This window comes from Caulobacter sp. (genome assembly GCF_039596335.1).
Lineage (GTDB): Bacteria > Pseudomonadota > Alphaproteobacteria > Caulobacterales > Caulobacteraceae > Caulobacter.
Genome location: NZ_JBCNJZ010000002.1, coordinates 340,386 through 363,377, shown reverse-complemented (window position 1 = coordinate 363,377; position 22,992 = coordinate 340,386). Strand labels below are relative to the sequence as shown.

At 69.2% G+C, this 22,992-nt stretch carries 21 protein-coding genes; 12 read left to right on the top strand and 9 right to left on the bottom strand.

The features are described 5' to 3' along the window. Nucleotides 1–6: 6 nt before the first annotated feature. A complete protein-coding gene (locus tag ABDW31_RS05805; protein WP_184715408.1) occupies nt 7–828 on the bottom strand; it encodes a carbonic anhydrase in 822 nt (273 codons plus the stop codon). Between the two features lie 71 nt (nt 829–899). After that, complete coding sequence (locus ABDW31_RS05800; protein ID WP_184715406.1) at nt 900–1,373, bottom strand: Lrp/AsnC family transcriptional regulator; 474 nt, start codon at nt 1,371–1,373, stop codon at nt 900–902. A gap of 119 nt (nt 1,374–1,492) precedes the next feature. Here ABDW31_RS05800 and ald point away from each other — a divergent pair, with 119 nt between their 5' ends. Then, nucleotides 1,493–2,605 (top strand): alanine dehydrogenase, encoded by a 1,113-nt coding sequence (gene ald / locus ABDW31_RS05795; RefSeq protein ID WP_184715405.1) that lies wholly within the window; start codon nt 1,493–1,495, stop codon nt 2,603–2,605. A 66-nt stretch (nt 2,606–2,671) separates the two neighbouring features. Here the strand turns inward: ald and ABDW31_RS05790 are convergent, their stop codons facing one another. Together ABDW31_RS05790 and ABDW31_RS05785 are read right to left on the bottom strand one after the other, a co-directional pair. Continuing rightward, a complete protein-coding gene (locus ABDW31_RS05790) occupies nt 2,672–3,376 on the bottom strand; it encodes an NTP transferase domain-containing protein (RefSeq protein ID WP_184715404.1) in 705 nt (234 codons plus the stop codon). 176 nt (nt 3,377–3,552) lie between these two features. Continuing rightward, nucleotides 3,553–4,431 carry a bifunctional regulator KidO gene (locus ABDW31_RS05785; protein ID WP_184715403.1) on the bottom strand — a complete coding sequence of 293 codons (879 nt, stop codon included), beginning with the start codon at nt 4,429–4,431 and terminating at the stop codon, nt 3,553–3,555. On the opposite strand from ABDW31_RS05785, the gene ABDW31_RS05780 reads away from it, so the two are divergent. Beyond that, the gene (locus tag ABDW31_RS05780; protein WP_184715401.1) at nt 4,424–5,518 is read left to right on the top strand and encodes an XdhC family protein; all 1,095 of its coding nucleotides are present in this window, start codon (nt 4,424–4,426) and stop codon (nt 5,516–5,518) included. The genes ABDW31_RS05785 and ABDW31_RS05780 overlap by 8 nt on opposite strands. Here ABDW31_RS05780 and ABDW31_RS05775 read toward each other — a convergent pair. Next, nucleotides 5,515–6,270 carry a creatininase family protein gene (locus ABDW31_RS05775; RefSeq protein WP_184715399.1) on the bottom strand — a complete coding sequence of 252 codons (756 nt, stop codon included), beginning with the start codon at nt 6,268–6,270 and terminating at the stop codon, nt 5,515–5,517. The two genes, ABDW31_RS05780 and ABDW31_RS05775, sit on opposite strands and share 4 nt — an antisense overlap. A gap of 132 nt (nt 6,271–6,402) precedes the next feature. On the opposite strand from ABDW31_RS05775, the gene ABDW31_RS05770 reads away from it, so the two are divergent. The 8 genes from ABDW31_RS05770 (at nt 6,403) to ABDW31_RS05735 (ending at nt 14,750) form a co-directional block, all read left to right on the top strand. Then, nucleotides 6,403–7,362, top strand: a complete 960-nt coding sequence (locus ABDW31_RS05770) for a GAF domain-containing protein (protein WP_184715397.1) — start codon at nt 6,403–6,405, stop codon at nt 7,360–7,362. A 111-nt stretch (nt 7,363–7,473) separates the two neighbouring features. Then, nucleotides 7,474–8,994: an aldehyde dehydrogenase gene (gene adh / locus ABDW31_RS05765; protein ID WP_184715395.1), complete on the top strand. Its 1,521-nt coding sequence runs from the start codon at nt 7,474–7,476 to the stop codon at nt 8,992–8,994. Nucleotides 8,995–9,192: 198 nt separating this feature from the next. Then, the gene (gene acs / locus ABDW31_RS05760; protein ID WP_184723538.1) at nt 9,193–11,136 is read left to right on the top strand and encodes an acetate--CoA ligase; all 1,944 of its coding nucleotides are present in this window, start codon (nt 9,193–9,195) and stop codon (nt 11,134–11,136) included. Further along, the gene (locus ABDW31_RS05755; RefSeq protein ID WP_184723541.1) at nt 11,133–11,561 is read left to right on the top strand and encodes a DCC1-like thiol-disulfide oxidoreductase family protein; all 429 of its coding nucleotides are present in this window, start codon (nt 11,133–11,135) and stop codon (nt 11,559–11,561) included. The genes acs and ABDW31_RS05755 overlap by 4 nt, the downstream gene beginning before the upstream one ends. After that, nucleotides 11,558–13,204 carry a DUF4166 domain-containing protein gene (locus tag ABDW31_RS05750; protein WP_184715393.1) on the top strand — a complete coding sequence of 549 codons (1,647 nt, stop codon included), beginning with the start codon at nt 11,558–11,560 and terminating at the stop codon, nt 13,202–13,204. The genes ABDW31_RS05755 and ABDW31_RS05750 overlap by 4 nt, the downstream gene beginning before the upstream one ends. 108 nt (nt 13,205–13,312) lie before the next feature. Continuing rightward, on the top strand, nt 13,313–13,864 hold the full coding sequence (locus ABDW31_RS05745; protein ID WP_184715391.1) for a hypothetical protein: 552 nt from the start codon (nt 13,313–13,315) through the stop codon (nt 13,862–13,864). Further along, on the top strand, nt 13,861–14,496 hold the full coding sequence (locus ABDW31_RS05740) for an OmpA family protein (protein WP_184715389.1): 636 nt from the start codon (nt 13,861–13,863) through the stop codon (nt 14,494–14,496). The genes ABDW31_RS05745 and ABDW31_RS05740 overlap by 4 nt, the downstream gene beginning before the upstream one ends. Before the next feature lie 2 nt (nt 14,497–14,498). Beyond that, entirely contained in the window at nt 14,499–14,750 is a 252-nt protein-coding gene (locus ABDW31_RS05735) for a zinc ribbon domain-containing protein (protein WP_184715387.1), read from the top strand. On the opposite strand, the gene ABDW31_RS05730 is transcribed toward ABDW31_RS05735, so the two are convergent. Together ABDW31_RS05730 and ABDW31_RS05725 are read right to left on the bottom strand one after the other, a co-directional pair. Further along, nucleotides 14,751–17,285 (bottom strand): HWE histidine kinase domain-containing protein, encoded by a 2,535-nt coding sequence (locus ABDW31_RS05730; RefSeq protein WP_343698426.1) that lies wholly within the window; start codon nt 17,283–17,285, stop codon nt 14,751–14,753. Continuing rightward, nucleotides 17,254–17,853, bottom strand: coding sequence for a biliverdin-producing heme oxygenase (locus tag ABDW31_RS05725; RefSeq protein ID WP_184715377.1), 600 nt, complete (start codon nt 17,851–17,853; stop codon nt 17,254–17,256). Before ABDW31_RS05725 ends, ABDW31_RS05730 begins: the two co-directional genes overlap by 32 nt. Nucleotides 17,854–18,029: 176 nt before the next feature. Between ABDW31_RS05725 and ABDW31_RS05720 the strand changes: the two genes are divergently transcribed. Next, on the top strand, nt 18,030–20,876 hold the full coding sequence (locus ABDW31_RS05720; RefSeq protein ID WP_184715375.1) for a pitrilysin family protein: 2,847 nt from the start codon (nt 18,030–18,032) through the stop codon (nt 20,874–20,876). A 51-nt stretch (nt 20,877–20,927) separates the two neighbouring features. Beyond that, complete coding sequence (locus ABDW31_RS05715; protein WP_184715372.1) at nt 20,928–22,151, top strand: FAD-dependent oxidoreductase; 1,224 nt, start codon at nt 20,928–20,930, stop codon at nt 22,149–22,151. On the opposite strand, the gene mscL is transcribed toward ABDW31_RS05715, so the two are convergent. Together mscL and ABDW31_RS05705 are read right to left on the bottom strand one after the other, a co-directional pair. Continuing rightward, nucleotides 22,148–22,570 carry a large-conductance mechanosensitive channel protein MscL gene (gene mscL, locus ABDW31_RS05710; RefSeq protein WP_184715370.1) on the bottom strand — a complete coding sequence of 141 codons (423 nt, stop codon included), beginning with the start codon at nt 22,568–22,570 and terminating at the stop codon, nt 22,148–22,150. The two genes, ABDW31_RS05715 and mscL, sit on opposite strands and share 4 nt — an antisense overlap. Before the next feature lie 82 nt (nt 22,571–22,652). Then, nucleotides 22,653–22,943, bottom strand: a complete 291-nt coding sequence (locus ABDW31_RS05705; RefSeq protein WP_010921415.1) for an integration host factor subunit beta — start codon at nt 22,941–22,943, stop codon at nt 22,653–22,655. Between the last annotated feature and the right edge of the window lie 49 nt (nt 22,944–22,992).

The window sequence follows — 22,992 nt, the reverse complement described above, 5'->3', positions numbered from 1 at the left end:
ACGGCGTCAGGCGTCGAAGCTGACCACGCCGGTTCCCAGGTCGTAGCAGGCCGAAACCACCTTCAGGCGGCCGTCGGCGATGCGCTCGGTCAGGACCTCGTCGGCGCGCTTGAGGCGGCCGGCGATGTCGCGGACGTTGCGGCGGATGGCGGCGTCCTGCAGGTCGGCCGGGTGCGTCTCGTCGGCTTCCAGCACCGCCGGGATGATCGGCAGCACCATTTCCTGCAGCGCGCCATGCAGGTCGGCGTGCTTCTTGGCGACGTCGACGGCCGCGCCCACCGCGCCGCACTTGGTGTGGCCCAGCACGACGATCAGCGGCGCGCCCAGGTGCTCGACGGCATAGAGGATCGAGCCCAGGCCTTCGCGGCCGACGGTCGAGCCGGCGACACGGACGACGAACAGCTCGCCCATGTTGCAGTCGAAGACCAGCTCCGGCGCCGTGCGGCTGTCGGCGCAGCCGATGACCACCGCGAACGGATGCTGGCCTTGCGAGAGTTCGGCGATGCGGGCCGTGGTCGGCAGCATCAGATTGGCGCCGCCGCGGGCGTAGATGGCGTTGCCGTGCTTGAGGCGACCCAGCGCCTCATCGGGCGTGACGGCGGGCGCGGCGGCCGGCGCGTGTACGGCCGGCTGCGCCTCCAGCGGCTTGACCTCGGCCAGCGCCTTGTCGAGCGCGGCCTTGTCGGTGGCCTGGTGCTTGAGGGCCGAGCGTGTACGGCGGCCCTTCTTGGTCAGCAGGCTCGGCGCGGGGCCATCACCTTCGGCGAAAGCCATGGCCGGCGCGGCCAGGCCGACCAGCGCACCCAGCAGAAGTCGTCTCGAAACCATCTCGTCCCCCGACGTGATTGAAGTCGGCGAACGCTAGAATCTCAACCGCTCAAGAACGGTTAATCGAACCCCTACAGCGGCAATTCGACACGCTTAACGACAGTTCTCATGGCGATACTGGAACTGACTCGCACGACGCCGGGGATACGGGTCAGCTCTTGCGCATGCACCCGCTCCAGGTCGTCGACATCGCGCACCACCAGCCGCAGCAGGTAATCCGAGCCGCCGGTCATCAGGTAGCACTCGGCCACCTCGCGGACGTTGGCGATGGCCTTCTCGAAGGCGCTGAGCGTACTCTCGGCCTGGGATGACAGGGTCACGGTGACAAAGACGCTGAGCGGCAGGCCCACGGCGCGCTCGTCGATCACCGCGGCGTAGCGGCTGACAACCCCGGCCTCCTCCAGCGCCCGCACGCGACGAAGACAGGCGGACTCGGAAAGATTCACCGCTTCAGCCATTTCCACATAGCTGGCGCGGCCACGCCGCTGCAGCAGGTGGAGGAGCTTCCGGTCGAAACCGTCGAGGATCACGGCAGCTTTCTTCATCGCAGCGACATAGCACGCAGGATTCCTGCGTAACAGCGGTCACGTCGCTCGAAATCCCCAGGGAAACTGCGCGCCCCTGAGCGCACAGTCCCGGTCAAAGCGCTTTTGGAGGAAGCATCATGCGCGTTGGCGTCCCATCCGAGATCAAGCCGGGCGAACACCGGGTCGGTCTCACCCCCACCGCCGTCCGCGAATATGTCGGGCACGGCCATAAGGTTCTCGTCCAGACGGGCGCAGGCCTCGGCGCCGGCTATACGGACGAGGTCTATGTGAAGGCCGGCGCGACCATCGCCCCGGACGCGGCCGCCGTCTTCGCCGGCGCGGACATGATCGTGAAGGTCAAGGAGCCGCAGAAGGTCGAGTGGGAAAAGCTCGAGCCGCGCCACATCCTCTTCACCTATCTGCACCTGGCGCCTGATCCGGCCCAGACCGAGGGCCTGCTGAAGAGCGGCGCGGCCGCGATCGCCTATGAGACCGTCACCGACGCGAACGGCGGCCTGCCGCTGCTGGCCCCGATGTCGGAAGTGGCCGGCCGGATCGCCATCTATTCGGCGGCCGAGAGCCTGCTGAAGCACAATGGCGGCATGGGCCTCTTGCTCTCGGGCGTACCCGGCGTGCCGCCGGCCCGCGTGGCCGTGCTGGGCGGCGGCGTCGTCGGCGCCAACGCTGCGCGCATGGCCGCCGGCCTGGGCGCCGAGGTGGTGGTGCTGGAACGCTCGATCCCGCGCATGCGCGAGCTGGACGACCTCTATCAGGGCCGCATCCTGACCCGCTATTCGACCTTCGGCGCAGTCGAGGAAGAGATTCTCAAGGCCGACGTCGTGATCGGCGCGGTGCTGACCGCCGGCGCCGCCGCCCCCAAGCTGGTCCGTCGCGAGCACCTGTCGCAGATGAAGCCGGGCTCGGTGCTGGTGGACGTCTCGATCGACCAGGGCGGCTGCTTCGAGACCAGCAAGCCGACCACCCACGCCGAACCGACCTATGTCGTCGACGGCGTCGTCCACTACTGCGTGGCCAACATGCCCGGCGCGGCTCCGCGCACCTCGTCGGAAGCCCTGGGCAACGCCACCCTGCCGTTCGGCCTGGCCCTGGCCGACAAGGGCCTGGACGCCCTGAAGGCTAACGTCCACCTGGCCCGCGGCCTCAATGTCCTGAACGGCGAACTGACCCACCCGGCGGTGGCCCAGGCGCTGGGCAAGACCTCGGTCGACCCGTACGGGGCCTGGAAGTAGTCAGACAGCAGAAGGGCGCCGCGCGACTTCGCACGGCGCCCTTACTGTATCTGTGGCTTGGCGGGTTCAGGCCGCGAAGCGGCCTATGTCCTGGTGGCTCTCGACCAGGTCCAGCACGTCGGTCATGCGGAAGCCCGGATCGACCGGATGCAGGGCGTCGTAGACCGAGCGGGCGAAGGCCAGGTCGGCGGCGGTCTTGACCCGCCAGTCCAGCTTCGACCAGTCGCGGGCCGCGCGCAGATGGGCCTGGCTCCAGCGGTCGGGCTGGTTGCGAATGGCGGCGGTCGGCGAGACGCGGGCCTGCGGATCGCGCTCCTCGGCGGCGGCGGCGCGCAGGGCGCTGGCCTTGATCACCTCGACCTCGAGACCGGCCGGATAGGTGCGATGCACGCGGTTGGAGGTGTAGTCGGCGCCGCTGGCCAGAGCCAGGCGGATGGCCTCGTCGACCACGCCCGGATCCATGAACGGCGCATCCCCCTTGAGGCGGACGACGTGGCTGACCGAGCTGATCGCGTCGGCGCAGCGGGCGATGCGGGCCAGGATGTCGGCGCCGGCCCCGCGATGAACGGTGTAGCCACGGGAGACCAGGAACCCGGCCAGGGCGTCGTCGGCCGCATCTTGGCTGGTGGCCACGATGATCTTGGACAGGCAGCGCGCGTCGCGAAGACGCTCCAGCTGGCGCACGATCATCGGCTCGCCTTGGAGGGTGGCCATCGACTTGCCCGGCAACCGGGACGACCCCATGCGGGCCTGCAGGACGGCGAGGATCATGACGCGTCTCCCCAAAGCCCGTCCCCCGGACAGGCGTCTCTAAAAGGTCGGGACCAAGCTAGACGGGATTCATAAAATCCAGGTGAATCATAAGCTTACGAGACATGAACAAGCGGTCACGGACGCGCGAACGGCCACGACCTGCAAGCAGTCTCGAACGTGATTCTAGGGTTTGATCAGGCGACCCAACGTCGCGGGTCAAGCGCGACCGGATCGTCGATGGCCATGTCGTCCCAGTCCAGATCCGGCGGCGGGCTGGAGGCGGCGGCGACCACGGCCGACAGTTCGGCGGCCGAGTTGCAGCCGACCAGGACAGCCGAACCTTCGGGACGCGACAGGGCAAAGCCCAGGGCGGCCTGGAGCGGATCCGAACGGCCCTCGGCGATCATCCGGCGCACACGCGACAGACGGCCCGAGGCGCCCTTCAGCTGGGCCGGGACGCGATCGGGCGGCAGGAACAGCAGGCCGTTCAGGAAGATCGAGCGCAGATGCACCTCGACGCCCATGCCGGCGATGCGTTGCAGCGAGCCGTCGGCCAGCAGGCGCTGGTCGAGCAGCGAGGCCGGGGCTTGCAGAATGTCGGGCTTGAAGCGGCGGGCGACGCCGACCGGATCGTCGGTGGCGTGGGCGGCGACGCCGATCTTGGCGAACAGGCCCTGATCCTTCAGGCGCTGCAGGCGATCCCAAAGGGCCGCGCCGTGCGGACCGCACAGTTCGGCCGGCGAATGAACGATGATCGAGTCGGCGCGTTCGACGCCCAGGCGGCGCAACGTGGCGCGGGCCTCGGCCTCGACATAGTCGGGACCGCGGTCGGCGCGCGCGGCGGCGATGGTGACGCGGAACGGCACCGGACGCGGGATCAGGTCACCCAGCAGGGTCTCGGCGCGGCCATACAGGCCCGAGGCGTCGAGAACCGACAGCTGGGCGCGGCAGGCGATGTTGAGCATGTCGCGGGTTTCGGCCTCGGGCGAACGACCACGCGGCGCCGACGAGCTTCCGCCGTCGAGACCGAACTGGGCCGCAGCCAGACCAAGTTTTGAAACCGAAATGGACATCGCCATCCGTGCGCCAAAAACCACAACAGATGCGAACGGTACGCGCCAAGGTTTGAACATCCGGTTTCTGGAACCTTGCCGAGGGGTTAAAGTCGAGCCGATGACGACAGACCGTTTCGACGCCGTTTCCGCCCCTGCCTGGCCTATGCACGGCATGGTCGAAGACGCCCGTCCGGCCTTGTCCACGGCGCTTTCTCGAGGTCCGGCGGCCCTGGCGACCATCACCCATCTTGGCGGCGGCGGACCGCGTCCGGTCGGCGCCCAGATGGTCTTCGGCGAAAAACTTTTATCCGGTTTCTTGTCCGGCGGCTGCATCGAGGCCGACGTCGAGGGCCATGCGCGCGCCTGCCTGGAAGACGGCGTGCCCAGGCGCCTTGTCTATGGCGAGGGCAGCCCCTGGCCGGATATCCGCCTGCTGTGCGGGGCGCGGATCGAGATCCTGGTCGAGCGCATCGAACCTGACGATCCGGCCGCTCGCACCCTGCTGGATCTGGCCGCCGCCCGCGCGCCGGCCTTCTGGCTCAGCGACGGCGAAAAGCGGCTGTGCGTCGAGGAGCCGCAGGCCCCGTGGGCCGGCGCGTTCGAGCGGGCCTTCGATCCCATGCCGCGTTTAGTGGTGCTGGGCGGAGATCCCACGGCCCTGGCGACGGCCAGTCTGGGGGCCCAGGCCGGCTTCGAGACCTGGCTGGTGCGGTCCAAGGGTCCGACCACCCCACCGCCGCTGCCCGGCGTCGCCTATCGCCGCGAGCCCGTGGCCGAGGCCTTGAGCGCCATCGGCCTGGACCGCTGGACCGCCGTGGCGATCTGCGGCCACGACCTGGAGCACGACCACGAGGCCCTGATGGCCGCCCTGCCCTCGCCCGCGCCCTATGTCGGCCTGCTGGGCGCGCGGCGGCGCCTGCCCGAGCGGATTGACCGGGCGCGCGCCGCTGGCCTGACTGAACGGGATCTCGCCAAGCTACGCGCCCCGATCGGTCTGGACCTGGGCGGCAAGGCCCCGTTCGAGGTCGCGGTGGCCGTGATCGGCGAGATCATGGCCACGCGGCATGGCCAGCCGGCGCTGGAGCGCCGGGTGGTCGAGGCCTAGGCCGGCGACTTCTCCGCCCCGAACGCCGCCAGGTCTTCGATCAGCGCATTGGCCGCCATGTCGACCAGCTCGCCGCCCTTCTCAGGCGTGGCCTGGGCGGGGTCGGAGCCCATGCGGCCGTCGGCGAAGCGCGCGCGGAAGTCCAGCGCCTCGCGGATCGGGCCCATCGGCGCGATCTTCGGCTCATAGGCCGTGGTCTTGATGGTCTCGGGATAGGCCCACTGGGTCACGGCGATCTCGGACGGCGTGGCGTGACTGCCGTGGCCGGTCGGGAATTGACGATTTGCCAGGGCGTTGACGCCGGCCAAGTCCCACCAGTTCTTCAGTTTCAAGGCGAACGGCGCGCGCTGCTGGCGGAAGCTGTAATCGGCATAGATCTCCGAGAATGCGGCCTCGATCGAGGCGACATTGCCGCCGTGGCCGTTCAGGAAATAGATCCGCGTGAAGCCGTGAGCGCCCAGCGAGCGCACCCAGTCACCGATCGCGGCGATGAAGGTCGACGGGCGCAGGAAGATGGTGCCCGGGAAAGCCAGGTGATGCTGGGCCATGCCGATGTTGAAGGTCGGGGCCACCAGGATCTTGTCGCCGGCGCGCTTGCTGGCCTCGTGGGCGATGATCTCCGGGCACAGCCAGTCGGTGCCCAGAAGGCCAGTCGGCCCGTGCTGCTCGTTCGAGCCGATCGGCACGACCACGGTCTGGTCGGTCTGGATGCGGGCCTCGATCTCGGACCAGGTGGACAGTGCGAGCAGCATGGGAAGACGCCTTCGGGAAGAACAGGAGCGGACGCTTTACGCCCGAAACGGGGACCCGCCGACCCCAAAACGTCACACTTGCGCTCGAGCCTTTCCCGACGTCATGCTGTGGACAAGACGGGAGGACCTGAAATGGCCCATCATGCCGAACGGGTGCTGTCGGTGCTGCGCGATGGCCCATTGCCTTCTTTGTCGCCTGCCCTGTCGCCGGTCGCGGCGTCCTGGCGTCGTTGCCTGACCCAACACCGTCTCGACCCCGAAAACCGCAAGCCGCCCGAGACCCTGACCGGTTCGGAGCTGCGCGACGCCCGCGAGCAACTGGGTGGTCTGCTGGTCGCCGCGCAGGACAATCTGGACGCTCTCTTCCAGGCGGTTGGCGACGCCGGCTGCTGCGTTCTGCTGACCAATGCCGACGGCGTGCCGGTCGACCGGCGCGGCATGGCCGGCGACGACGCGGTCTTCCGCCGCTGGGGCCTGTGGGAAGGCGCAGTGTGGAGCGAGGCCCGCGAAGGCACCAACGGCATCGGCACCTGCATCGCCGAGCAGCGGGTGCTGACCATCCACCGCGACCAGCACTTCCACACCCGCAATATCGGCCTGTCCTGCACCGTCGCGCCGCTGTTCGATCCGGCTGGGCGTCTGGCCGGGGCGCTGGACGTCTCGTCGTGCCGTCCGGGGCTGGACGGTCTGACCGGCCTGGTCGAGCGGGCCGTCACCGACGCGGCCCGCCGCATCGAGGCCCGCGCCTTCCGCGAGACCTTCCCCCACGCCCGCATCGTGCTGCTGCCCGAGACCGGGGCCGAGCGGGCCTCGGCGCCGATGCTGGCGGTGGACGGCGACGACCTGGTGATCGGCGCCACCCGCGCCGCTCGGCTGTCGCTGAAACTGACCGACGAGGCCCTGCGCCGCGGCCTGCCCTCGCCCGACCGTTCGGCCGACCTGGATGGCGCAGAACGCGCGGCCGTCCGCCGGGCCCTCAGCCAGGCCGGCGGCAATGTCTCGGCCGCCGCGGCGCTCTTGGGACTATCCCGCGCCACCTTGCACCGGCGGATGAAGCGCCTGGACCTGACCCGGGATCGCGAATTCCACTGAACCTGTCGCACATCTGAGACAGTCGCCATACGCCCCCGAGGCGGAGGGGCGCCCGAGATCAAGGACGGGGCCAATCTGACTCCAAGACGCCAACAGGCGCTGGAGGAAACCATGACCAAGCCCGAATTCATCGAGTCGCTGTCGCGCCCGCCGTTCAAGGCCCGCTACGACAACTTCATCGGCGGCCAGTGGGTCGCCCCGGCCGACGGCCGCTATTTCGACAACGCCTCGCCGATCACCGGCCGCAAGATCTGCGAGATCGCCCGGTCGCAGGACGTCGACATCGAGCGCGCCCTGGACGCCGCCCATGCCGCCAAGGCCGCCTGGGGCCGCACCCCCGCCGCCGACCGCTCGCGCATCCTGCTGCGCATCGCCGACCGGATGGAAGAGAACCTCGAGACCCTGGCCACCGCCGAGACCTGGGACAACGGCAAGCCGATCCGCGAGACCCAGGCCGCCGACATTCCCCTGGCCATCGACCACTTCCGCTATTTCGCCGGCTGCCTGCGGTCGCAGGAGGGTTCGATCTCCGAGATCGACCACGACACCATCGCCTATCACTTCCATGAGCCGCTGGGCGTGGTCGGCCAGATCATCCCGTGGAACTTCCCGCTCTTGATGGCCTGCTGGAAGCTGGCCCCGGCCCTAGCCGCCGGCAACTGCGTGGTGCTCAAGCCTGCCGAGCAGACCCCGGCCTCGATCATGGTCTGGGCCGAGCTGATCGGCGACCTGCTGCCGGCCGGCGTGCTGAACATCGTCAACGGCTTCGGCGTCGAGGCCGGCAAGCCGCTGGCGTCCAGCCCGCGGATCGCCAAGATCGCCTTCACCGGCGAGACCTCGACCGGCCGGCTGATCATGCAATATGCCAGCCAGAACCTGATCCCGGTGACCCTGGAGCTGGGCGGCAAGTCGCCGAACATCTTCTTCGACGACGTGGCGCGCGAGGACGACGACTATCTCGACAAGGCGCTGGAGGGCTTCACCATGTTCGCCCTGAACCAGGGCGAGGTCTGCACCTGTCCCAGCCGGGCGCTGGTCCAGGAGTCGATTTATGAGCGGTTCATGGAAAAGGCGCTGAAGCGCGTGAACGCCGTTGTCCAGGGCAGCCCGCTCGACCCCGCGACCATGATCGGCGCCCAGGCGTCCGAAGAGCAGCTGAACAAGATCCTCGGCTACATGGACATCGGCCAGAACGAGGGCGCCAAGCTCCTGACCGGCGGCAAGCGCACCATCCTGCCGGGCCAGCTGGCCGACGGCTATTACGTCGAGCCGACCGTGTTCGAGGGCCACAACAAGATGCGGATCTTCCAGGAGGAGATCTTCGGCCCGGTGCTGGCGGTGACCACCTTCAAGACCGAGGAAGAGGCGCTCCAGATCGCCAACGACACCAATTTCGGCCTCGGGGCCGGGGTGTGGACCCGCGACGGCGCCCGCGCCTATCGCTTCGGCCGGGGCATCGAGGCCGGCCGGGTCTGGACCAACTGCTACCACGCCTATCCGGCCCACGCGGCCTTCGGCGGCTACAAGCAGTCGGGCGTGGGCCGCGAGACCCACAAGATGATGCTGGACCACTATCAGCAGACCAAGAACCTGCTGGTCAGCTACAGCCCCAAGGCCCTGGGCTTCTTCTGATCTCGATAGAAACTGTCATCCCGGCCAAGCGTGAAGCGCGCCGAGCCGGGACCGCGGCGAGCGCCGAGCTTTCCGCGGTCCCGGGTCTTCGCCCGGGATGACAGCCCTTCCTCAAGAAACCCGAGTGGTCTTCTTGCGCCGCGCGGTCGGCATCGCCTATCTCGGCGACCAACGATATAAGCTCAAAGGGAGTAGCGGCTGGTGAGCGACGGCATGATGTTTCCGGTACCCAAGGGCTGGGCTGAACGGGCCTATCTGGACGTGGACACCCTGACGACGGCGCGCCGCCGGGTCGAGGAAGACCCCGACGCCTATTGGAAGGACCTGGCCGGCCGTCTGGACTGGATGACCCCGCCGACCAAGATCAAGGACGTCTCCTTCGACAAGGAGGACTTCAAGATCCGCTGGTACGAGGACGGCGTCCTCAACGTCTCCGCCAACTGCATCGACCGCCATTTGCCCCATCGCGCCCACGAGACGGCGTTCATCTGGGAGGGCGACGACCCGGCCGCCTCGCGCAAGATCACCTATGCGGAACTGCACGAGCAGGTCTGCCGCATGGCCAATGTGTTCAAGGCTCAGGGCGTCACCAAGGGCGACCGCGTTACGATCTACCTGCCGATGATCCCCGAGGCCGCCTACGCCATGCTGGCCTGCGCCCGCATCGGCGCCGTGCACTCGGTGGTGTTCGCAGGCTTCTCGCCTGACAGCCTGGCCGGCCGCATCAATGACTGCGACTCCAAGCTGGTGATCACCGCCGACGAAGGCGTGCGGGGCGGCAAGCGCATCCCGCTGAAGCTGAACGTCGACGCCGCCGTCCACCACTGCCCCGGCGTGGAGACCGTGCTGGTCGTCACCCGCACCGGCGCCGAGGTGCCGATGGAGCCGGGCCGCGACGTGATCTACGAGACCGCCGCCGCCAAGGCCTCGATCCTGTGCTCGCCCGAGCCGATGAACGCCGAGGACCCGCTGTTCATCCTCTACACCTCGGGCTCGACGGGCAAACCCAAGGGCGTGCTGCACACCACCGCCGGCTATCTGGTCTGGGCCAGCTGGACGCACGAGGTGGTGTTCGACTACCGCCCCGGCGAAATCTACTGGTGCACCGCCGACGTGGGCTGGGTGACCGGCCACACCTACATCGTCTACGGCCCGCTCGCGAACGGCGCGACCAGCCTGATGTTCGAGGGTGTGCCGAACTATCCGTCCAACAGCCGCTTCTGGCAGGTGATCGACAAGCACAAGGTCGAGATCTTCTACACCGCCCCCACCGCCCTGCGCGCCCTGATGCGCGAAGGCGAGGCCCCGGTCGAGCGCACCTCGCGGGCGTCGTTGCGCCTGCTGGGCAGCGTCGGCGAGCCGATCAATCCGGAAGCCTGGCTCTGGTACCACCGCGTGGTCGGCGAGAGCCGCTGCCCGATCGTCGACACCTGGTGGCAGACCGAGACTGGCGGCGTGCTGATGACCCCGCTGCCCGGCGCAGACGGCCTGAAACCCGGCTCGGCCTGCGGTCCGATGCCCGGCGTCAAGCCGCAGCTGGTCGACGCCGAAGGCGTGGTGCTGGAGGGCGCGACCGAGGGCAATCTCGTGATCACCGACAGCTGGCCGGGCCAGATGCGCACGGTCTATGGCGACCATCAGCGGTTCTTCGAGACCTATTTCTCGACCTATCCCGGCAAGTACTTCACCGGCGACGGCTGCAAGCGCGACGCCGACGGCTACTACTGGATCACCGGCCGGGTCGACGACGTGCTGAACGTCTCGGGCCACCGCTTAGGGACCGCCGAGGTCGAGAGCGCTCTGGTCGCCCATCCCAAGGTCGCCGAGGCGGCCGTGGTTGGCTATCCGCACCAGATCAAGGGCCAGGGCATCTATTGCTACGTGACCCTGAACGCCGGGGTCGAACCCACTGACGGTCTGCGCAAGGACCTGGTCGACTGGGTCCGCCGCGAGATCGGCCCGATCGCTACGCCCGACGTCATCCAGTGGGCCCCGGGCCTGCCCAAGACCCGCTCGGGCAAGATCATGCGCCGCATCCTGCGCAAGATCGCCGAGAACGAGCTGGATAGCCTGGGCGACACCTCGACCCTGGCCGATCCTGCCGTGGTCGACGACCTGGTCAAGAACCGGGGCAAGGTCTGACCGCCCAGCCTGACCCTGCGGACCCCGTCGACGGCCTCTGGCTGTTCGACGGCGTCTGCAATTTCTGTACGGGCTCGGTGCAGGCCGTGCTGGCCCTGGATCGGGACGGCGTCATCCGCTTCACGCCGATCCAGTCGCCTTACGGCCGGCGACTGGCCATCGCGCACGGGCTGGATCCCGACACGCCGGAGAGCTTCCTGTTCCTCGACCAGGGCCGCCCCCTGGCCAAGACGGCTGCGATCGGCGCCCTGCTCCGCCGGATGCGGGCGCCGTGGTCCTGGCTGGCCGTCGTGGATCGCCTGCCCCGCCGCATGACCGACGCGGCCTATGACTGGATCGCCGCCCGTCGCTATCGGCTGATGGGCAAGAAGGATCGCTGCATGGTCCCGACGCCGGCCCAGCGCGCACGGTTCGTGCTGGAGTGAGCCCGCCCCGCCGCATCGTCCTGGTCGGGGCCAGCGGAGTCTTTGGCGCCCGTCTGGCGGCCATGATCGCCCGCTGGCCGGACGTCGTGCTGGTGCTGGCCGCCCGGCGCCGCGAACCGTTGGAGGCCTTGCGCGATCGGCTGCAAGGATCGGCGACGATCGAAATCGCGACCTTCGACCGTGACGCGCCCACCGCATTAACTGACCTGAAGCCGTTCGCCGTGGTCGACGCCGCCGGACCGTTCCAGACCAGCGACCTGCGCCTGGTCAAGGCGGCTGTGGCGGCCGGCGCGCACTATGTCGACCTGGCCGACGGCCGCGCCTTCGTCGAGCAGTTGCCGGAGACCATGGCGCAGGCCGCCGCGACCGCCCGGCGCTGGGCGATCACCGGGGCCAGCTCGACCCCGGCCCTCAGCACCGCCGCCCTCGACCGCCTGACGGCCGGGTGGAGCCGGATCGATGCGGTGACCACCGCCATTTCGCCCGGCGCCGACGCCCCGCGCGGCCCGTCCGTGGTCGCGGCGATCTTCTCGTGGGTCGGCCAGCCGGTGCGGGTGTTCGAGGGCGGCGCCTGGACACGACGGCCGGGGTGGAGCGGATCTCGACGCGAGCTGTTCCCAGGCCTGGGCCGCCGCTGGGTCGCCCTGGCCGAGACCCCCGACCTCGACGCGCTACCGCGCCGCTACAAACCTCGCTACGTCGGACGGTTCGAGGCCGGTCTGGAACTGCCCGTGGCCCATCACGGCCTGGCGCTGCTGGGCTGGCTCCGGCGCAAGGGCTTCATCCGTGACCTGACGCCGTTCGTCGCGCTGCTGGGCCGTCTCGCCGACCAGCTGGCCCGGTTCGGCAGCGATCGCGGCGGCATGGTCGTCGAGGCGGTCGGCAAGGACGCCCAGCGTGAGACCATCCGCGCCCGCTGGGGACTGTGGGCCCAGGCCGGCGCCGGGCCCAACACCCCGGCCGCCCCCGCCGCGGCGATCCTGCGCGCCCTGCTCGACGACCGGATGCCAGACCCGCCCCGCGCCGCGGCCTGTGTCGGCCTGCTGCCGCTGGAGGACCTGCTGGCGCCGCTGGCGCCGTTCCCGATCCGCACCCGCATCGACGCCGCCGCGCCGCGCGCCGCCAATGTCTTTCCCCGTGCCCTGGGCTCGCGCCTAAACGCTCTCCTCCCGGTCGTACGGCGCGCTCACGACGGAAGCGCCCGAACTCTGACCGGCTGGGCGCGAGCCCGTGGCGCCGGCGGCCTGGCACGGGTCGTCCGGCTGTTCCAGGGTCTGCCCGAGACCGGCCGCCACCTGACGGTCGTCGACATCGCGCCCGCGGCCGTCGGCGAGACCTGGACCCGCCGGTTCGGGTCGCGCCGCTTCCGCTCGCGTATCGCCGCCGTGCGCGAGGACGCCTACGCCTTCGAGGAGACGGCAGGGCCGATCACCTTTCGCTTCCACGCCGCCGACTATCCCGGCGGCTTTTCGTGGGAGTTCGAAGACTGGCGGATCGGATCGCTGCCCCTCCCCGCCGCCTGGGCGCCGCGCATCCGCGCCCGCACCTTCGCGCGCGACGGCGTCTATCGTTTCCGCGTCCTGGTCGCCCATCCGTGGGTCGGGGTGATCTTCGGCTATTGCGGCCGCCTGACGCTGGACTGACGGCGCGGTTCCCGGCGGAGCCTTTTGCTATTCCGAGAGTTGAGCTTGAGCGCGGCCGAACCTTTGCGGTGGGCCTATGCGCACGGGTTCACCGCCACGGAGCGTTTCATGACCGCCCTTCGCCTGATGTTCGTCGCGGGGGCGTCCGCCCTTGCCCTGGCCGCCTGCTCTCCCAAGGAGAAGACCGACGAGGCGACGACGTCACCCGAAGCGACCGCGGCCGCCGCCGCCAACACCCCTGTCACCGCTCAGCCGCGCCAGACGCGCTCGATCCCGGTCGACGTCCAGGGCGTGACCGAGGTCGGCGCCACGGTGCGGGTCAAGAACGTCGACCTGGCCGAGGACGCCACGGTGCTGGACGTCAGCATCTCGTTCGCCGGCAAGGCGACCAACAACGTCGAGATGGCCACCAACCCGACCTACATCCAGCTGCCCGGCGGCCAGAAGCTGATGTTGAAGGCCCCCGAGGGCAATCCGAACATGAACATCGTCAACGGCGACACCATGAACGGCCGCCTGGTGTTCATGGGCGCCGTGCCGCGTGACGCCCAGAAGATCACCGTGGTGTTCAACGAGGGCTCGACCTCCGACAGCATCATCGGTCCGTTCCTGCGCCTGGATGTGCCGCTGAACGGCCAAGCGGCCGGGGCCGCCGGATGAGGTCGCTGCTGCTGGCCGTCGCCGCCCTGGCGACGATCCCCGGCCTGGCCACCGCCGATGTTCGGGTGCGGGTAATGAAGGGCAGCGCCATCGGCATGGCCTCGACCTTCGAACGCGCCGCCAACGCCCCGCGTTCGACCTTCGACAAGGCCGGTCCCGAAAGCACGCTCTCCAGCGTCTTCGTGGCCTCCGAGGTCGCGCCCGCCCGCATCGAGACCACCCGCACCTTGCTGAGCGAGCTGAACGCCCGCCGCAGCGAGGGGACGATTGTGGTCGACCTGCCGGCCGACGTGCTGTTCGACTTCGACAAGGCGACGATCCGGCCTGACGCCGAACCGGCCCTGACCAAGGCCGCCGAGGTGCTGAAGAGCTATCCGACCGCCCTGGTGACGATCGGCGGTCACACCGACTCCAAGGGCGACGACGCCTATAACGATGCCCTGTCGCTGCGCCGCGCCAAGGCCGTCGCCGACCGCTTGGCCGGTCCCGCCGGCCGCACCCTAGCGTCGGAAGGCTTCGGCGAGAAGCAGCCGGTGGCCCCCAACGCCCATCCCGACGGCAGCGACGATCCATACGGCCGGCAGAAGAACCGCCGCGTCGAGATCCGCATCACCCCCAAGGCTGGAGGCTGAGCATGGCCCTGATTTCCTGTCCCGCCTGCGCCCGCCAGGTCTCGGAAGCCGCCCCGACCTGCCCCGGCTGCGGCCACCCGATCGCCGCCTCGCGTGGCGGCGGCGGCACGTTCAAGGACGCCCTGACCCGGCCCGACGCGGTGAAGTCCGGCTTCACGGTGCTGGGCTTGTTCGTCACCGCCCCCTGGATCGCCCGGGTCCTGGCGCTGTTCCTGTTCGTAGGCCTTGCCGCCTGGGTGGTGGCCCACAAATAGCTAGAACAGTCCGGCGACGCTCTCGGCGCTGTAGGGCTTCTGCAGCACCGCGATGTCGCGGAAGCGGTCGGGAAAGGCGGCGCTGTCGCCAAAGCCGGTGCCGAATGCGAAGGGCACGCCCAGCTCCTGCAGGGCCTCGGCCACCGGGAAGCTGGTCTCGGCCCCCAGATTGACGTCGAGGATCGCGAACGGCGGCTTCTCCTCGGCCAGATATTCCAGAGCCTGGGAGACGCTGGAGGCCACGATCACGTGCTTGACGCCGATGCGGGTCAGCATGTCCTCCAGATCGAGGGCGATGATCATGTTGTCTTCCAGCACCAGCATGCGCTCGGGCGCGCGCACCGGATTGTCCGAACGGCGCGGCTGGCTGAGCGTGGCGGTGACGCCCTCGGTGGTGACGTAGCGCCCCGGAATGCGGATGCGCGCCTGGAAGCCCTCGGGCCGGTAGTCCAGGCTGACCTCGCCATTGAGGTCGTGCGGGATCGAGTGCTCGATGATCGTCGAGCCGAAGCCGCGACGGGTCGGCGGCTTGACCGGCGGACCGTCCTTCTCGCGCCAGTCGATGATCAGGTCGCCCTTGGCGTCGCGGGCCCAGTCGATCAGCACTTGGCCCCGCTGGTCGCACAGGGCGCCATACTTGGCCGAGTTGGTCATCAGTTCGTGGATGACCAGCGACAGGATCGAGAAGGCGTCGGGGGCCACGGCCGTCGGCGCGCCATTCAGCTTCACCCGCTCGGCCTTGGTCGACAGGTAGGCCTCGGCTTCGGCGGTGATCAGGTCCGACAGGGCGCCGGGGCCCCACTGGTGACGGGTGATCTGGTCGTGGGCCCGGGCCAGGGCCTGGACACGGCCGCCCACCACCTCGGCGAACTCCTCGACGCTGCCGACACCGGCCTTGCTCTGGCTGATCAGGCCGCGGATCAGACCCAGGATGTTGCGCACCCGGTGGTTCAACTCGGCGATCAGCAGTTCCTGACGCTGGTTGGCGCGCTGGCGCTCCTCGTCGGCCAGATCGGTCAGCCGGAAGACGATCTCCAGCAGGCTGGCGCGCATGCTCTCGGCCAGGGACTTCTCGATCGCCGACCACGGCCGGGCCTGGCCGCGCATGGTCTCTTCCCAGGCCTCGAAGCTCTTGCGCGGGGTCAGGCGGTCACCCAGCGGCCCGACCTGGACCAGCTTGGCCGGCTTGCCCGCCCACACGACGGTTTTGGCCTCCTCCTTGCGGAAGAAGATCAGATAGTCGCGCGGCGCACGCGACAGCGGGACGGCCATCATGCCCGCCGCCTTCTCGGCCCAGGCCGCCGCCGAGGGCAGCACGGCGCTGATCTCATGGGTGGCGAAGACCGAGTGGGTGTCCTTTTCGCGCAGCACGCGGATCAGGGTGTGGACGTCGCTGGCGTCGGGCGTGGAGTCGCGCAAGGTGAGGCGCCCCTCCAGCCACAGGGCCAGGCCGTCGCAGCCGACCAGCCGGCACAGATCGTCCAGGAACGGCGTCAGGCTGTCGGCGCCCTGGGGGGCGGCGACCACCGCGCTCATCATCCGGTCGTGCAGAGCCCGCGCCTCGGTCATCCGCCGGGCCTCGTGCTCGCGCTCGCGGCTTTCCAGGGTCAGGGAGAACAGCTGGCCGAACAGCTCGGCGGCCGTGCGGCGCTCGTAGCTGATGTGGCGCGGGGCGTAGTGGTGACAGGTGAACAGGCCCCACAGCTTGCCGTCGCGCAGGATCGAGATCGACAGCGAAGCGGCCACGCCCATGTTGCGCAGATATTCGAGGTGGATCGGCGAAACGGCCCGCAGCATGCTCATCGACAGGTCGACGGGCTCACCCGTGACACTGACCGGCGGGATGATCTGCGAGACCTCCGCGTCGACGTCGGCGATGATCCGCAGCCAGCTACGCTCATAGAGGGCGCGAGCCTGCACAGGGATGTCGGAAGCCGGATAGCGCTGGCCCAGGAACGAGCCGATGCCGGGCCGAACGGACTCGGCGATCACCTCGCCGGCGCCGTCGTGGCCGAAGCGATAGACCATCACCCGGTCAAACTCGGTCAGGGCGCGGACTTGGCGGGCGGCCTCGTGGCAGAACTCGTCGAAGCTGGGGCGCGCGGCGATGCGCGTGGTCATCGAGCGCACGGCAGACGCCGCCTCGATCAGGGCGTCGGCCTGGCTGGGCTCGGCCTCGATGACCAGCAGTCGGCCGGAATAGTGCAGGGCGAGGTCGAAATCCTCGCCACCGTCCATCAGGGCGACGCCGAACATCCGCTCGACGGCGTCGGCGCCGCGCATGATCTGCAGGCGACCGCGAATATTGTGCAGGGCGTGGCCGTTCAGCAGCTGGGCCAGCGGCTTGCCTAGCAGGTCGTCGACCGTGACACCGAGATAGCGCAAAGCCGAGGTCGAGGCGTGGACGATGATCCAGTCGGAATTGACCGCCAGCAGGAAGCCGAACGGCTGGACCGAGCCGAGAATGTGGATCGGCTCGCGGTCACAATTGGTCAGGTCGACTTCAAACCCCGACATGGCCGCCTGCTCGGTCATCCACTACTCCAGACGCGCCGGTAGGCGAGACGCGCGCGAACGCGTCCGAGAAACGCTGGAACGCATATCGCGCGCCTGCTTCGGCGTCGTCTGTCCGAAACCCGACTTTGGGGATCGCCTCCATCCACGCCACGAAGCTGCGCCATAGGTCGTCGTCCTCGCCGTGGGTCAGATAGGCCAGCGGCAGATCGGGGTCCGCGGTACGGACCTGACGCGACAGGAACCGCGCGCCCAGACGCGAGCCTTCCAGCACGTAGAGCATGCCCGTGGCGAAGGCGAAGGACGGTGTCGGCGCCGGGTCGGCTTCGGGGGCGTCGAGATCGAGAGCGCTCAAGTCTTGAAACACCGCCTCGCGGCGAGCCCGGCGTGGCCAGTCCGGCAGCCACTCACTGACGCCGCCGCGTTCCAGGGCCGCCTCCAGCGGGGCCAAGCCCGACGCAGAGGCCGACAGGAACGCGCCATAGCCCGCCCGGGTCGACAGACCCAGCCCGCCGGCCGTGGCGTCCAGCGCCGCATGGGCCTCGGACGTGGCCGCGCGCAGGCGCTCGCGTAGTGAGATTTCGGACAAACTTTCCCCCCCGATACGATCGGCCCTGCACGCAGGTGGGGACGAAACGACTCTCCCTAACACAGACGTCGCCGGTTGGTTCCATCCTCATGTCGGCGCAGATGACAGGTTGGTAAGCTTTACCCGCGGAGCGCTGGTGCTAGGGTCCCTCACGACTTTCAGGAGACCTTAAGCGCATGTTCCGCACCGCCAAGCTGGCCCTCGTGGCCGCGGCTCTCTCCACGACCGCCCTTTCTCCGCTGGCGATGGCCCAGACCAAGGCGAAGGCCGCGCCGACGGCCTCGGCCATCACCGTGCCGCCGATCGTCTACAAGGAACGCGTGCTGCCCAACGGCCTGAAGGTCTTAACCTCCCGCGATACGACCACGCCGAACGTGACGGTGCAGGTCTGGTACGGCGTCGGCTCCAAGGACGATCCGCAAGGCCGCTCGGGCTTCGCGCACCTCTTTGAGCACCTGATGTTCAAGGCCACGCGCAACATGCCCAGCGAGACGCTGGATCGCCTGACCGAGGACGTGGGCGGCTTCAATAACGCCTCCACCTGGGACGACTTCACCAACTATTACGAGGTCGCCCCGGCCAACCATCTGGAACGCCTGGTCTGGGCCGAGGCCGACCGCCTGAAGTCGTTGGTCATCGACGAGGCCGTGTTCGCCTCCGAGCGCGACGTCGTGAAGGAAGAACTGCGCCAACGGGTCCTGGCCGATCCCTATGGCCGCTTCTTCGCGCTCTCGATCCCGCAGCAGTCGTTCACCACCCACCCCTATCAACGCCCGGGCATCGGCTCGATCGAGGAGCTGGACGCGGCGACGGTCGATGACGTGCGCGCCTTCCACCGCACCTATTATCGCCCAGACAATGCGGCCCTGATCATCGTCGGCAATTTCGACCAGGCCCAGCTGGACGCGATGATCGACAAGTATTTCGCGCCGATCGCCAAGCCGGCGAGCGCCCTGCCCAAGGTCACCGCCGTCGAGCCGGCCCGCACCGGCCCCAAGAGCGTCAACACCTACGGCCCCAACGTGCCGCTGCCGGCCGTGGCCATCACCTGGCTGGCCCCCCCCGCCGCCGACAAGGACGTGCCGGCCCTGACCGTGCTGGACGCCATCCTGTCGGCCGGCAAGTCCTCGCGCCTCTATGACAGCCTGGTCTACGAGGAGCAGATCGCCCAGTCGGTGTTCTCGGCCGCACCGAACAACGCCCAGCCGGGCCTGTTCTACGTCGGCGCGGTGATGGCCGGCGGCAAGACGGCGACCCAGGGCGAGGCGGGCCTGCGCGCCCAGGTCGCCCGCTTCCGCGACGCCCCCGTGACTGCCGCAGAGCTGGCGGAAGCCAAGGCCGGCCTGCTGGCCGACGCCGTGCGCCGCCGCGAGGAGATCGATGGCCGCGGCTTCGCCCTCGGCTACGCCCTGCAGACCGAGGGCGACGCCGCCGTCGCCAACACCAGCCTGGCCGAACTGCAGGCCGTGACCGCCGCCGACATCCAGCGCGTGGCGAAGAAGTATCTGGCCGACGACCGCAGCACGGTGATCCGCTACCTGCCGGAAAAGGACCGCCCGGCCGGCGAGAAGGACGCCACCCCGCCGATCCCTAAGGTCGCCTCGGTCAAGTACGACGGCCCGGTCACGACGCTCGCGCCCGAAGCCGAACGCGAGAAGATGCCCGCCGTCGCCGCCCCGGTGCCCGCCGTGCTGCCGACCCTGGCCGAGAAGACCTTGGCCAACGGCCTGCGGGTCATCGTCGCCAAGTCCAGCGACTTGCCGCTGGTCACCGCCGACCTGACCGTCAAGGGCGGCGCCAGCGCCGATCCGCAGGGCCTGGCCGGCGTCTCCAGCCTGACCTCGGGCCTGCTGACCGAAGGCACGGCCACCCGCTCGGCCACCCAGATCGCTCGCGAGACCGAGGCCCTGGGCGCCAATCTGGAAGCCGGTTCTGGCTGGGAGGCCGCCTCCCTGACCCTCAGCGTCACCGCCAACAACGCCGCCCCGGCCATGGCCATCATGGCCGACGTCGCCCAGCACCCGGCCTTCAAGGCCGAGGAGCTGGACCGCGTCCGCACCGAGACCCTGGACGGCCTGTCGGTGTCGTTCCAGCGCCCCGGGACCCTGGCCGCCTTCGCCACCGCGCCGCTGCTGTACGCGGGTTCGGCCTATGGCCACGTGGCCGGCGGCACGCCCGGTTCGCTGCCCAAGATCAAGACCACGGATCTGGCCAAGGCCCACGCCGCCGCCTGGCGTCCGGACAACGCCGTGCTGGTGCTGACTGGCGACCTGACGCCCGAAGCCGGCTTCGCCCTGGCCGAGAAGGCGTTCGGCGGCTGGAAGAAGCCCGCCACCCCGCCGCCGGCCGCGCCCGCCGCCCCGACCGGCTATGCACCGCGCAACCTGGTCATCGACCTGCCGGGCACGGGCCAGGCAGCCGTGGTGCTGGCCAAGCCGGCGATCACCCGCGCGGATCCGAACTACTATCAGGGCATTGTCGCCAACACGGTGCTGGGCGTGGGCTTCTCCTCGCGCCTGAACCAGGAGATCCGCATCAAGCGCGGCCTCTCCTACGGCGCCGGCTCCAGCCTGACGCCGCAGGGCCGCTTCGGCGGCTTCTCGGCCCGGGTGCAGACCAAGAACGAGTCGGCCGGCGAGGTCGTGACCCTGACCCGCGCCGAGCTCACCCGCCTGGCAGCCGAGCCCGCCTCGACCGCCGAACTGACGGCCCGCAAGTCGGTGCTAGTCGGCGGCTTCGGCCGTGACTTGGGCACGTCCGAGGGGCTGGCCAACATCCTGGGCAACCTGGCCGTCTATGGCGTGCCGCTGACCGAGATCCAGAGCTACGCCGTCAAGGTCGAGGCCGTGACTCCAGAAGAGGTCCAGGTCTTCGCCAAGGACAAGCTGGATCCGGCCCAGATGAGCGTCATCGTCGCCGGCGACGCCAAGGCCATGGGCGAGAGCCTGACCAAGGCCGCACCGGACGCCACGGTGATCGCGACCGACAAGCTCGATCTGGATGCTCCCAATCTTACTAAGTAGGGCCTGAGCAAGTAGCGGAACGCGGGCCCCACGAGCGCGATTGAGGTCTCCATGAACGAGGTCGACATCGCGATCGTGGGCGCCGGCGCCGCCGGCCTGGCCGCCGCCGGAGAGGTGGCCGCCAGTGAGCGCTCAGGCGTCCTGCTGGAGGCCCGCGACCGCCTGGGCGGCCGCGGCCATACCGTGGAGACGCCCGTCGGCCCGATCGACCTGGGCTGCGAGTGGCTGCACTCGGCCGACCAGAACCCGCTGGTGGCCCGCTTCCAGGCCCTGGGCCTGACCATCGACAGAACCCCGCCGCCCTGGGCCAATATCGCCGACAGTCCGATGTTCACGCGGGAGGAGCACACCGTCTTCAGTCGCGCCTTCCAGACCCTGGAGACCCGGCTCGAGGAAGCCGCCAGCGGCCCCGACCGCCCGGCCGCGGACTTGATGGAGCCCGGATGCCCTTGGAACCCGCTGCTGAACGCCTTCAGCGCCTTCTACAACGGGGCGGAGTTCGATCAGGTCTCGCTGCACGACTACGCCGCCTATGACGACACCGACGTCAACTGGCGAGTCGCCGAGGGCTACGGGACCGGCCTGACGCGCCTGGCGCCGACGGCTCTGCCGATCCGCTTGAACTGTCCGGTGTCGGTGATCCGCCACGACGGTCCGCGCGTGGTGCTGGAGACGGCCCTGGGCATGCTCTCTGCACGCGCTGTGATCGTCTGCGTGCCGACCGCGATCCTGACCGCCGGCGCCCTGCGGTTCCTCCCCGAGCTGCCGGACAAACTGGAGGCTGTGTCAGGCCTGCCGCTAGGCCTGGCCGACAAGGTTTTCCTGCGCCTGGACGATCCCGAGGCCTTCCCGGCCGAGGCCCAGCTCTATGGCGATCCCCGGCGCACGGCGACCGGGGCCTATCACCTGCGCCCCCTGCACCGGCCAATGATCGAGGTGTTCCTGGGCGGCGCCCATGCCCGGTCACTCGAGGGGCAAGGTCCTGGTGCGGCCAGCGCTTTTGCACTGGAGGAGCTGGTCGGGCTGTACGGGAGCAACATTCGCCGCACGGTGCATGTGCTGGCCGAGACGGCCTGGGCGACCGATCCTTTGGCCGGCGGCTCCTACTCCCACGCCCTGCCGGGACGGGCCGGCGAACGGGCGCGGCTGGCGGCGCCCGTGGACCAGCGCCTGTTCTTCGCGGGCGAAGCCTGCAGCGCTCGCGCCTTCTCCACCGCCCACGGCGCCTGGCAGACGGGCCAGGCGGCGGGGCGAGCGGCCGTCGAAAGCCTTTAAGCCTTAGGCTTGGCCAGCAGGTCGCGGATTTCGGTCAGCAGCTTTTCTTCCGGGGTCGGAGCTGGCGGCGCCGAGGGGGCCGGTTCGGCGGCGTCCTGGCGACGGATGCTGTTGACGGCCTTGACCAGCAGGAAGACCACCGCCGCGACGATGAAGAACTGGATCAGGGTGTTGATGAAGGCGCCGTACTGGATCGAGACCTTCTCGATCGCCTCCGTGGCCGGATTCTCGGGCTTGAGCACCCATTCCAGCTTGGAGAAGTCGAGGCCGCCGGTCAGCAGGCCGATGGGCGGCATGATCACCTGGTCGACCAGGCTTTTGACGATGCCGTTGAAGGCCGCGCCGATGATGACGCCGACGGCCAGGTCGATGACGTTGCCGCGCGAGATGAACTCGCGGAATTCCTTGACGACGCTCATGGCCTACTCCTCGCCACCCAAATGAAGGTGCCGAAGCTGAAGGCGTTCGTGTCCCAGGGTCAACCCCGGGATACAATCGTTGTTATTCGTCGCCGTCGGCGTTCAGGCGGGCCCGCAGTTCCTTGCCGCTCTTGAAGAACGGCACGTGCTTGGCGCGGACGTCGACCGCCTCGCCGGTGCGCGGGTTGCGGCCGGTGCGGGCCGGGCGAGAGCGGACCGACAGGGCGCCAAAGCCCCGCAGTTCAACGCGACCGCCATCCTCCAGGGCCCCGATCATGCGCTCCAGGATCACGCCGACAACGCGTTCGACGTCTTTCTGCGTCAGGTGCGGATTTTCATTCGCGAGCCTGGCGATGAGTTCAGACTTGATCATCGATATCCCCGGAACGCCCTTGGGAGGAAAAGGCGCGAGCGGACCTTTG